This is a genomic window from Sporolactobacillus sp. CQH2019, from assembly GCF_028765345.1.
In the GTDB taxonomy this organism is placed as follows: domain Bacteria; phylum Bacillota; class Bacilli; order Bacillales; family Sporolactobacillaceae; genus Sporolactobacillus.
Genome location: NZ_JARAJZ010000004.1, coordinates 323,448 through 335,870, shown reverse-complemented (window position 1 = coordinate 335,870; position 12,423 = coordinate 323,448). Strand labels below are relative to the sequence as shown.

Genomic DNA, 12,423 nt, shown 5'->3' with positions numbered 1-12,423 from the left:
CGCTTAACAAGTATAAATAAGGGGATAACAGCATGAGTGACTTATTCGCGGATCGCACGCCCCCGCACAATACGGAAGCCGAGCAGGCTGTTCTCGGGGCCGTTTTCCTTGAGCCGTCGGCAGTTATTACGGCATCGGAAAAGCTCACGCCCGAAGATTTTTACCGTACAAGCCACCAGCTGATTTTTACCGTGATGCTGGATCTGTCGGATCGAAATGAACCGGTCGATGTTGTGACCGTAACGGACGCTCTTCAGTCCGCCCGGCATCTGGAAGAAGTCGGCGGTGTTTCTTATCTTTCGGATCTTGCCGGTTCGGCTCCGACAGCGGCCAATATCGAGTATTACTGCAATATTGTCGCAGAGAAGGCCCTGCTCCGCCGGCTGATCCGTACGGCCACCCACATCGTTTCCGAAGGTTATACACGCGAAGACGGTGTGGAAAGCATACTCGACGATGCCGAAAGAGAAATTCTTGAAGTCGCCGAGAGAAAACGGACGAGCGAATTCCGGACAATTAAAGACGTTTTGATTGAAACATACGACAATATTGAAATGCTTCAGAGCAGGAAGGGCGACGTCACCGGTACGGCGACCGGATTCGTCGAGCTTGACCGGATGACGGCCGGTTTTCAGAAAAGCGATCTGATCATCGTTGCGGCCAGGCCTTCCGTTGGGAAAACGGCCTTTGCTCTGAACATCGCTCAAAACGTGGCTACGAAAAATGATGCCAGCGTGGCGATTTTCAGCCTTGAAATGGGCGCCAGACAGCTGGCCATGCGCATGCTCTGTGCGGAAGGCAACATTGATGCCCAGAAGCTGCGTACCGGCAGGCTGGAAGACGACGACTGGCAGAAGCTGACGATGGCTATGGGAAGCCTGTCGCAGGCGAGAATCTATATCGACGATTCCCCGAGTATCCGAGTGAATGATATTCGGGCAAAATGCCGAAGATTAAAACAAGAAAAAGGTCTGGATATAGTCATTATTGACTACCTGCAGCTGATTTTGGGATCGGGCGGCCCGCGCCGCCAGGAAAACAGGCAGCAGGAAGTTTCCGAGATCTCCAGAACACTGAAAGCAATGGCGCGTGAGCTGGACGTGCCGGTCATTGCCCTGTCGCAGCTTTCGCGCGGCGTTGAATCCAGACAGGACAAACGGCCGATGATGAGTGACATCCGTGAATCAGGCAGTATCGAACAGGATGCCGATGTCGTGGCTTTTCTGTATCGAGACGACTACTACGATAAAGAAAGCGAAAAACAGAACATCATCGAAATCATCATCGCCAAGCAGCGAAACGGACCCGTGGGGACGGTCGAACTGGCTTTTATCAAGGAATACAATAAATTTGTCAATATTGACCGGAAACATCAGGCAGAAGATATGCCCCCCGGTGCGTAGGGCCTGCAGAGTCAGCCATTCCGGCCGATGACGAACATTTTAAATCCGAACAAAAACCGGGTTTTAAATATGAACGTTCGTTTTTTCGTTGACTTTTTAGACGGAAAACTGTTAGACTTGATGATGGCTTGAGTGAATAAATCATTAGGGGGCTACATCATGTCTTCTGTAGTTGTAGTGGGTGCCCAGTGGGGCGATGAAGGAAAGGGAAAAATTACAGACTATCTTTCAGAGAACGCGGAAGTTGTCTCCCGTTATCAAGGCGGAGATAATGCGGGCCATACGATTGTCTGGAATGAAAAAAAATATAAACTGCAGCTGATGCCTTCAGGTATTCTTTATGATAATAAAATCTGTGTGCTTGGCAACGGAATGGTTATCAATCCGAAATCATTGTGCAGAGAACTGGATTATATGGAAGGACAGGGCATTAAAACGGACAATCTGCGGATCAGCAATCGTGCGCATCTTGTCCTACCCTATCATTTGAAACTGGATACGCTTGAAGAAAAGAGAAAAGGCGCGTCGAAGATCGGTACGACTCAGAAAGGGATCGGTCCGGCATACATGGATAAAGCGGCGAGAGTCGGAATCCGGATGGCCGACCTGCTTGAACCGGAAACATTTAAGAAGAAACTGGGGAAAAATCTTGCTGAAAAAAACCGCCTGCTGGAAAAAATGTATGACAGCGAAGGCTTTGATCTTGACGATATCTACAGCGAGTACCTTGCTTACGGCGAACGTGTGCGCCGTCTTGTCTGCGATACATCGGTTGTATTAAACGATGCGCTGGACGCAGGCAAACGAGTGCTCTTCGAAGGAGCGCAGGGCTGCATGCTGGATATCGATCAGGGGACCTATCCTTTTGTGACTTCATCCAATCCGGTGGCCGGAGGAGTAACAATCGGCGCAGGTGTCGGTCCGACAAAAATCAATCATGTGGTCGGCTGCGCAAAATCCTATACGACACGCGTGGGAGACGGGCCGTTTCCGACCGAACTGAACAATGAGATCGGTGATCGGATCCGTGAAACCGGCCATGAATACGGAACAGTCACGGGACGCCCGCGCCGGATCGGCTGGTTTGACAGCGTTGTCCTGCGCCATTCCCGCCGCGTCGGCGGACTGACCGATCTGTCGCTGAATTGTATCGATGTACTGACCGGCCTTGAAACGGTAAAAATCTGCAAAGCCTACGAATACCAGGGCCGGGTGATCGAAGAATTTCCGGCAAGCCTGAATATATTGGCACAGTGCCGCCCGATTTATGAAGAGATGCCCGGCTGGACGGAAGACATTACGCAGGCGGATTCACTTTCGGACCTGCCGCAGAATGCCCGTCACTACATGGAGCGCATCTCACAGCTCTCCGGAGTCCCGCTTTCCCTGTTCTCGGTCGGTCCCGACCGCAGACAAACAATTGAAGTGCGCAGTGTCTTTGCCTGACTGACAGAACGGGAATACTGCAAGTCGGCCCAAATGGCGCACTCCGATAGAGTGACTGACAACAAAAGCGGTTTTACCGAATTAAAAATCTTTTGCTGAGGACAGCGCTGTGGCGCAGCAGCGCCGGAAGCGCCTAAATCCGATAGAAATAAAGTAAAAGGCCAAAAAATAGGGAATGGATAGACTTTTTCGTCATGCTGATTCAGGCGGATTCCTTCTAAATCCCGAATTTAATTTCGGTGCGGGTTTCCGGCGAATCGAAGCGGGATTGGCCTGATTCAGAGCGGCATCTTGGTTTTTTGGCGTAACCGCTTTTTTTCAGTTTAACTTTTTAATCGTTTGGTTTGATCCTTTCGCGGCTTGGTTTACTGCCTAAATTTGATCGGATTGCTGCGCACGATCTGTCAACCGGAAGCCGTTTTTTTCTTACCGCTTATTAGAGAGCGGGAGAGAACACTTTTTGTCGTGAAACCTCAGATTGAATCATTGAACGATTGGATGAGCAGACAACTGTTTTCACATGGCCATTTCAATGAAAGCATGCTGTTTGTATTGTTCCGATCCAACAACTTTATTTATGTTTATCTTATAAGCCGGCCCGGCGGCAGTCATTCTGTTTCCGGGCCGATTTTTTACGTGCAGATCGGGCGGCGGAAGTTCTAAAAAAACCATAGATATGAGTTGCCGGACGATCGGACAGGGCCATTTCATCAATGAAAATTTTGATCAATAAGCCTAAATGGGTTCACGCAGTATGATTTATTGAAAAATAGTTGCTATTTCCATTCATCGATGGTACAATATTGTTTGTGCCGCGAAAAGGCTGTACCATTGACGAGCTTATTCATCATAAGCAGCGGCGGAAGAACTGAAAATTATCGCGGGGTGGAGCAGTCTNATTGACGAGCTTATTCATCATAAGCAGCGGCGGAAGAACTGAAAATTATCGCGGGGTGGAGCAGTCTGGTAGCTCGTCGGGCTCATAACCCGAAGGCCGCAGGTTCAAATCCTGCCCCCGCAACCAATGGATCCGTGGTGTAGTGGTTAACATGCCTGCCTGTCACGCAGGAGATCGGCGGTTCAAGTCCGCTCGGATCCGCCATTACATATGGCTCGGTAGCTCAGTCGGTAGAGCAGAGGACTGAAAATCCTTGTGTCGGTGGTTCGATTCCGCCTCGAGCCATGCTTTTTGAATACGGAACGTTAAACACGGCTTGTTACATACAGTAAATTTAATAAGCCAAACGGCAAACCTCTGGACGAAAGGGATCCAGAGGTTTTGTGTGCTGCCCGGGTATTTATGACAGAGTGATTCTTCTTATGTTAAAATGAGATGAAACTTGATCTTTTGTCAAGTATTCGGTCCCGCTTTCCGGCCGCGCCTTGAGAAGGCCGGAAAACGGCTGCAGGCCGTTCGGGAAGGCGGAAAGGCCGACGCCCACATTTTATTCATTTTAACGAATGTGGGCATAAAAAAGAAAGATTTGCGAGGGGGCTGCCTCATATGGAGAGCAAAATTCTAGTTGTAGACGATGAACAGCCGATAGCGGATATATTGCAATTCAATCTGGAAAAGGAAGGTTATGAGGTTGTATGTGCCTATGACGGTGAAGAGGCTTTGAAAAAAGTGGAGGAAGAAAATCCGGATATGGTTCTGCTTGACGTGATGCTGCCGGTCAAAGACGGAATGGAAGTCTGCCGGGAAATCCGCAAGACGCACAATATGCCGATTATCATGCTGACGGCCAAAGATTCGGAAATCGACAAAGTGCTCGGGCTGGAAATGGGCGCGGACGATTATGTGACCAAGCCGTTCAGCAACAGGGAGCTGATCGCAAGAGTCAAGGCAAATCTCCGCCGTCACAAGCAGGAGGTGCCGGAAGATGAAAAAGGCAAGGAGAATGATATTGAGATCGGCGATCTGGTGATTCATCTGGATGCCTATGTCGTCACCAAGCGCGGGAAAATGATTGAACTGACGCATCGCGAATTTGAGCTGCTTCACTACCTCGCCGATCACATCGGCCAGGTGATGACCAGAGAAAACCTGCTGCAGACGGTCTGGGGCTATGATTATTTCGGCGATGTCCGGACCGTCGATGTCACTGTACGCCGACTGCGCGAGAAAATTGAGGACAATCCGAGCAGACCTGCCTGGCTGATTACACGGCGCGGAGTCGGCTATTACCTGAAAGTGCCTAATCAGGAGTCGGCGGAATGAAGAAAGTCGGTTTTTTTAAATCGATTCAGTTTAAGATCATCATCATTTACACACTGCTCATTCTGCTTGCCATGCAGCTGATCGGCGTTTTCTTCACCGATCGGCTGAAAACCTATTCGCTGGACAATTTTGAAAATTCCCTGATCAGCCAGAGTAAAATCATGGCCTATAATATCGGCGAAGCGATCCGGGAGGCAAGGGATTCGAACAGCAGCAATCCGAATAATGTGGCCAAGCAGGTCAAAAACCAGTTTTCCGGAGTGGACAGCGGCATCCGCGAAATGGAAGTTATTGATGACAATGGCGTGATCATCGCGGCGGACGACAAACATTCGAACGTGATCGGAGAGCGAACGACCAATGAATTAATCATGCGCGATGTTTTATCATCGAACGAAGCCAATCGATACCGACGGACAGATCGGAATACCGGGGAGAGGGTCGATATCGTAACGACACCGATCCGGGTGAACAATCAGAAATACGGCGTCCTCTATGTGGAAAAATCATTTGAAGGCGTCTACGCGCAGCTGCGGACGATCAATCAGATACTTGCCACTGCGACGATCTTCTCTCTCCTTGTCACGGCGGTGCTGGCCTTTTTTCTGGCACGGACCATTACCAAGCCGCTGGTACAGATGCAGCGGCAGGTACTCGCAGTGTCACAGGGAAATTTCTCGAGGAAGGTGGAGATGGTCGAAAGGGATGAAATCGGACAGCTGGCCGCGTCTTTTAATAATATGACAAAGAAATTAAGGGATGCGATTGCTACAACCGAGTCCGAACGGCGCAAACTGAAATCTGTTCTGACTTACATGACGGACGGAGTCATTGCGACGGATCGGAAGGGAAATGTGATTCTGATGAATAACCGGGCGGAAGAACTGCTCGATGTTTACCGTCATGATGTCACCGGAAATTCGCTGCTTGATCTGCTCAAAATCCGCAGGAACTATAAAATCATGGATCTTTACGGGATGTCCGATTCAATCATGCTTGACTTCAGCAGTGATGAACAGACCGTTCTGCTCAGAGCGAATTTCTCGGTTGTCAAAAAGGAAAACGGTGCGGTCAACGGGCTGATCGCCGTCATTCATGATGTGACGGAACAGGAACAGGTGGACATGGAGCGGCGCGAATTCGTTGCCAATGTCTCGCATGAGCTGCGGACCCCTCTGACAACGATGAAGAGCTATCTTGAAGCCCTCCAGGACGGTGCGGTCAACGATAAAAAACTGGCGGCAAAATTTATCGATGTCACGCAGAGGGAAACGGAGCGGATGATCCGTCTTGTCAAGGATCTGCTACAGCTGTCGCGGCTCGACGCCAAAAATTATAAAATCAATCTGCAGCGGACCGACTACGTGACTTTTTGCCACAGTATCATCGACCGTTTTGAGATGTCGAAGAAACAGAATATCCAGTTTGTCCGCAAATTGCCGGCAGGCCCCTTTTATGTCCAGATCGACCGTGATAAGCTGACGCAGGTGATTGATAATATTCTTTCAAATGCAATGAAATATTCTCCGGAAGGCGGTCTGATCACGTTCAGGGTAGTCAGAAGAGGGTATAACATCCGCACCATGATCAGCGATCAGGGTGTCGGTATTCCAAAGGAAAACCTGGCCAAAGTATTCAACCGTTTCTACCGGGTCGACAGAGCGCGTTCAAGGAAACTTGGCGGGACAGGGCTCGGCCTGGCTATTGCCAAGGAAATGATTGAGGCTCAGGGCGGAGATATTTGGGCGGAAAGCGAGTGGAACAGAGGAACAACGATTCACTTTATCCTTCCGCTTGACCGGGAGGAAGGATAAAGTGAATCACGAAGCGTTCAAAACGATCCTGCTCAGCGCTCTTGTGCTGGCAAGCATTGCGATGACCTGGAATATCTGGTTCTATAAGACAGATTATGAAAACTATAAGGGGCCTTCCGAATCCGTGAAACCCGTTGCCATTGCCCAGTCCAAAAATATTGCGGATGTGGTCCGCCCTTCGCTTGTGCTTCAGCATGTGAATAATGAGACCTTCGGGCAGACGGACAGCAGCCTGATCACGAAAATCTACAACCTCTTTCAGAAAGCAGCTTTTACCGATGCCTTTCCTTCCGGCACAAAAAGCGTACCGAAACGCATCGGCAGCGTTTCCTATGAGCTGGTTTTTCCCGGGCCGCTGACGTTTGACGCCTTGCAGAAAGTGTTTCATTTCGAACAGATGGATCCCGCACTGGCGGCAGGCATGTTGGCGGACCGTGTGGAAATTTATTCTTCATCGGCAGACGGACGGGTGCTGACGGCTGTTTTTCGCTCTGAGCAGGGGAAAGACTTATTTTATGCCACAGTCGGGCACTTAACGATGGACGCGTTTAAAAATGCGTTTGAGAAAGTCGTGCTGCAGCCGTACGGCCGGCAGCAGTTTAAAAATAAATCTGTGTATCTGCCGCTTGGGACAACCACGATCAGCGATGTCATGACTTATTATGAGGAACTGCCGGTCGAAGAGTTTATATCGGTTCTGTTCAATGATCCCAATAATGTTTTTTATACAAAAGAGAAAACAGTCTATTCCGATGGAACTCGGCAGCTTGAAAAAACAGGCAGTATTCTGCAGTATGTCAATCCGGGTATCGGCGGCAGCGCGTCGGGTTCTTTTGATCCGATTACCCACAGCATCGATTTTGTTAACAATTTTAGCGGATGGACGAACGATTACTTATACGACGGCCTTATTTCAACAGGAAAAGACCAGACCAGCGCAGAATTCCGTATTCAGGTCGGCAATTACATGGCTTATAATACGGAGTACTACCCGAACACCTACCTGCCGGCGATGGAACTGACCTGGAAAAACGGACAGCTCAACACGATGAACAGGACGCTGCTCACTCTCAGTCTGATCGACGCTCAGGGCAGCGTCACTCTGGACTCCGGAACAGATACGCTGCAGAAGCTGCGGCGGACATCGATACCGATTAAAAATATAGAGGACATGGCCATCGGCTACAGACTGGATACACCGCAGATCGGAAAAGACCATTCGTTAATACTGACACCTGATTGGTTCTACAAAATAGACAATCGCTGGTATTCGGTAGCCGACGCCACCTTGCCGCAGCATTCTCTGAATCAAAGAGGAGGAACGCCATGAACTGGAGCAAAACTAAGTCGATTTTCATTATTTGCTTCTTTTTATTGGATGTCTTCCTTGTCGTTGAATTGTACCAGAGACAGCAAACGGAAAGCATCGGGGGGCTCGTTGACGGACAGAATGCAAATGTTCTGCAGAACGGGAGTGTCAAGCTGCAGACCGTGCTGCCGCCAACCCCTCAGGACGTCACCTTCCTTCGCGGAAGCCGGGTCGACTTTTCTAAAGAAAGGGCGGATGTTGCCGCGCTGATGAGCAACGGAAGAGGAACGGCCAAGCAAAAAATCAGTATTGAAAACAACGGATTGCTGCTGCACAGTCAGTTCGAGAGTCCGGTCACAGGATCGGTGAGCAATGTGAACTTTCAGAAAAAATTGCTGGCCATGGTTTACCAGGGGCAGGATTTTGTGCTGTGGCAGTCGGGCTCCGGCAGCGGGACGGCGAACTTTGTCCAGCTCTTCAACAATCGGCCTGTTTTTATCAGCGGCCGGAGCAATATTCCGATGCTTGATTTTACGGTAAGCAATAATCAGGTTAGCGGTTACCGGCAGAGTTATTTCAGCTTTAAACAGACCAATCGTGTCGGGATCATCTCTGCAGAGACGGCAATCAATAATCTGGCATCGGCGAATGATTTGCCGGGATCCGAGCATCCGCAAATCAAAGTTGTTGAATTAGGTTATGTGAATCTTATCGGCGATGCAGGTTCCGATCCGCTGATTTTCGTTCCTGCCTGGCATATCGTCGTTAAGAAAGATACGAACACCAGCGAATTTTTCGTGAATGCCGTTTCCGGGACGGTCCAGTCGCTTAACTGATGACGGACGGGATGCGGTTTTTATACGATGAAGAACGGATAATCGGATAGGCGCTGAACAAAGCGCCGCAGCTCCGTGTCTGTTCGGCATGAGGCCGTTAAAACTGAGCCTCCGGCAGCAGAGTGCCTCAGGATCTGCAGGCGGCAAATTTCCATATAAAGTGTCCGGAAAAGAAGAAAAACAGAGAAGAAACAGGGCGTCCGGTTCTGCCGGAAAAGCGGGCCGATGCTGATTGATTTGTTCATTTTGGGGAGTGAGAAATCATGGTTTTGCATTACAGCGTGCTGGCGAGCGGCAGTACGGGAAATGCGCTCTATCTGGAAACGGAGGGACAGCATCTCCTGATCGACTGCGGCCTGAGCGGCAAGAAAATGATTGAGCTGCTCGGCCAGATCGGCCGCAAGCCTGAAGATATTGATGCGATTCTTGTCACGCACGAACACAGCGATCATATAAAGGGACTGGGCGTTTTTGCGCGCCGTTTTCAGACACCGGTGTATGCCAATGAGAAGACATGGCAGGCGATGTCTTCGATTGTCGGGAAAATTTCGACAGATCAGAAATTTGTCTTTCAGGCGAACACTGTACGCCGTTTCGGAGGGCTGGATATCGAGTCGTTTTCCGTCTCTCATGACGCCGCCGATCCGATGTTCTACGTAATCCATGAACAGGAAAGGAAACTGACACTGCTGACCGATCTCGGTTATGTTTCCGGGCAGATTAAAGCTCTGATCCGCGATTCGGACGCCTATATCATGGAGGCCAACCACGATACAGAGATGCTGATGATGGGCAGATATCCCTGGAGTGTTAAACGAAGAATTCTTGGAGACACCGGTCACATTTCCAATGATGAATCCGGGCTGGCACTGACAGAGGTGCTCGGAAACCGGACCAAGAAAGTTTACCTCGCTCACCTCAGCAAGGATAATAATATGAAAGAACTCGCGCGTCTGAGCGTCGGTCAGAAGCTTGAAAGCACCGGTCTGAAAATCGGGCGGGATATCGGACTTTTTGATACGGATCCGGAACATGCGACTCAGCTGACGGCGATTTAAGGTTTAACAGAAACAATTTGAGGAAATCCTGTACATAAACCCTTTGAATTCAGCATAGGAGCAGTCCGATCATTCAGCCGGGCTGCGCAGCGTTTTTTTCATCTTCGGTTTTTCCGGTGGATTTTTGGGTTTTTTTCGACGGTTATAAAAATTGTCACATAATTTTTATTAAAAAAAACATCGGTGGTACATTAAAGTCACAGGCAAGTCTCTGGGGGAATATTGTGTCTATTTGCTGTGGGATCAAAAAACCGAAACGAAGAGGAGAAATGATGTATGGGATATTACGATGACAATCGTACAGAAAATCCACCGTCGACGGATCCCGCACCGAATCATTCGGAGCGAAGACGGGGGCGCGGAGGCTGGTTTTTTGCCGGATTTATCGGGGCCATTGTCGGTATCGTCTGCTTTCTTATTTTTGCCCCGATCTTGTCCAGCCTGGGTGTGCTGCCCTATTCCGTGACGACCGGAAGCCAGTCGAACAGCAGTGTCACCAGTCCGACACTGACCCGGGATGTTAATGTGAATGTCAATACATCGGTCACAAACGCGGTAGCCAAGGTCTCTCCGGCAGTTGTCGCCGTGATTAATCTGCAAAAGGCGAACTTTTTCGATAATCAGTATACCGAATCGGGAATCGGGTCAGGTATTATTTACAAAGTTCTCGGTTCGTCCGCTTATGTCGTAACAAACGATCATGTCGTTTCCGGTGCGAGCAAAATTGAAGTCAGACTGACCGATAATAAAAAGGTGCAGGCCACGGTTCTCGGGACCGATGCCCTTTATGATCTCGCTGTTCTCAAGATCTCTTCTTCCGATATCAAAACGGTTGCCCAGTTCGGCAATTCATCTACCCTGAAACGCGGGGAACCGGCCATAGCGATCGGCAATCCGCTCGATTTTTCCGGTTCGGTGACGGAAGGCATTATCAGCTCTACCAGCCGGACAATTCCGGTCCAAAGCAATAATACGACGGTCGAGGCTCAGGTGCTGCAGACGGATGCGGCAATTAATCCAGGCAACAGCGGCGGAGCGTTGGTCAACATCGCCGGACAGGTGATCGGCATTACTTCATCAAAAATTACATCGGACAATACTTCATCATCGGATAGTTCACAGGGCGTTGTGGAAGGTATCGGGTTCGCGATACCGATTAATGTAGCCAAACCGGTTATCAGCAAACTGGAGAGCGGCACCAAGATCCAGAGGCCGATGCTCGGGGTCAGCATTGTCGATCTTTCCATGGTGCCGCAGTCTGAGATCAGCCAGCTTCAGCTCCCGAGTTCCGTGACGTCGGGCCTTGTCGTCACGGACGTTCAGCACGGGAGCCCGGCTGCAAAGAGCGGACTTCAGGCCGGAGATGTCATCACAGAAATCAATGGCTATAAAATCAGCAGTTATCTTTCTTTTTCCACCTACATGTATAACAATCTTCATGCCGGCCAGACCGTCAAGATCAAGTATTATAGAACGGGAAAGGAATCGACAGCGGATCTGACTCTCGGCAGCACGACCTTCTCATAAACAATAGATGACAGGCCCGGGGCTCTTAACGGTCTCCGGGCTTTTTTGTATGTGCGCAAAAATTTCAGCGGATTATGTCTGTATATAAACGGCTGAACAAAGATACCCGCGTGCTGCGGCCTGTTCGGGGCCAAGATTGTTGCCGCTGCGTTTCTGGCCTGTTTTCTTTATATCGGAAGGCACCCGCGGGGCAGCGGAAATTCCGGCGGGAGGCTGAATCCGGATCATCCCTGCGTTTTTATACCAAGATTCTGGGAAATCCCGTCATTTTTAAAATCAATAACGGATAGGCCTGTGAAAATGGACCGTTGTTGAAAAACTATTACTGACACGATTCTTCAAGCATCCTGCTGTCATTTTCCTAAACCCGGTTTGAAAGGCCGGGAACAAGAAATTTTTTGCTATTAAAGGGCCCACTTGCGCATCCCGCTGATTTGGGGACAATCTGTGTACAAACGCTACAAGTTATGCACAAATTATCCACATTTGGGGAAAAACTGTGTACAATTGAAATAAGTTTCAACATTTCCTATAATAAAACGAAACTGGAGAAGAAACGCTGTATCGGACAATTGCACGCGTCTGACACCTGAATAGGCTTAAGAAATGCGGCCGGAACATCTATGCAGGTATCTATTAGGGGTGTGAGAAAAGATACGATCTGTCGGGATTGACAATCAAAACAGGAAAAATTCAGAGTACGGATCAACAGGTTATCCACATTGGCAGAAAATGTCGTTTCTTTTGATACAGATATGGTGGCAAACGCCTGCTTGCATACTGAATGTGGACAGGCCCTGTGGATATGT

At 49.4% G+C, this 12,423-nt stretch carries 8 protein-coding genes and 3 tRNA genes; all 11 read left to right on the top strand.

From position 1 onward, the window contains the following. The first annotated feature begins 32 nt into the window (after positions 1 to 32). The 11 genes from dnaB (at position 33) to OYT88_RS07860 (ending at position 11,614) form a co-directional block, all read left to right on the top strand. Positions 33 to 1,403, top strand: a complete 1,371-nt coding sequence (gene dnaB, locus OYT88_RS07910; protein WP_274399139.1) for a replicative DNA helicase — start codon at positions 33 to 35, stop codon at positions 1,401 to 1,403. A 159-nt stretch (positions 1,404 to 1,562) separates the two neighbouring features. Beyond that, a complete protein-coding gene (locus tag OYT88_RS07905; protein WP_274399138.1) occupies positions 1,563 to 2,849 on the top strand; it encodes an adenylosuccinate synthase in 1,287 nt (428 codons plus the stop codon). Positions 2,850 to 3,796: 947 nt separating this feature from the next. Next, positions 3,797 to 3,873: transfer RNA gene (locus OYT88_RS07900), tRNA-Met, on the top strand. 2 nt (positions 3,874 to 3,875) lie between these two features. Further along, a tRNA-Asp gene (locus OYT88_RS07895) sits at positions 3,876 to 3,951 on the top strand. Between the two features lie 8 nt (positions 3,952 to 3,959). Then, positions 3,960 to 4,032: transfer RNA gene (locus OYT88_RS07890), tRNA-Phe, on the top strand. A gap of 321 nt (positions 4,033 to 4,353) precedes the next feature. Then, on the top strand, positions 4,354 to 5,070 hold the full coding sequence (gene vicR, locus OYT88_RS07885) for a cell wall metabolism response regulator VicR (protein WP_274399136.1): 717 nt from the start codon (positions 4,354 to 4,356) through the stop codon (positions 5,068 to 5,070). Continuing rightward, a complete protein-coding gene (gene walK / locus OYT88_RS07880; RefSeq protein WP_274399134.1) occupies positions 5,067 to 6,884 on the top strand; it encodes a cell wall metabolism sensor histidine kinase WalK in 1,818 nt (605 codons plus the stop codon). Before vicR ends, walK begins: the two co-directional genes overlap by 4 nt. Position 6,885: 1 nt before the next feature. Next, positions 6,886 to 8,214, top strand: coding sequence for a YycH family regulatory protein (locus OYT88_RS07875; protein WP_274399133.1), 1,329 nt, complete (start codon positions 6,886 to 6,888; stop codon positions 8,212 to 8,214). After that, positions 8,211 to 9,029: a two-component system regulatory protein YycI gene (locus OYT88_RS07870; RefSeq protein WP_274399132.1), complete on the top strand. Its 819-nt coding sequence runs from the start codon at positions 8,211 to 8,213 to the stop codon at positions 9,027 to 9,029. Before OYT88_RS07875 ends, OYT88_RS07870 begins: the two co-directional genes overlap by 4 nt. A gap of 263 nt (positions 9,030 to 9,292) precedes the next feature. Further along, positions 9,293 to 10,087, top strand: a complete 795-nt coding sequence (locus OYT88_RS07865; protein WP_274399131.1) for an MBL fold metallo-hydrolase — start codon at positions 9,293 to 9,295, stop codon at positions 10,085 to 10,087. A gap of 276 nt (positions 10,088 to 10,363) precedes the next feature. Further along, positions 10,364 to 11,614: a S1C family serine protease gene (locus OYT88_RS07860; protein WP_274399130.1), complete on the top strand. Its 1,251-nt coding sequence runs from the start codon at positions 10,364 to 10,366 to the stop codon at positions 11,612 to 11,614. Positions 11,615 to 12,423: the final 809 nt, after the last annotated feature.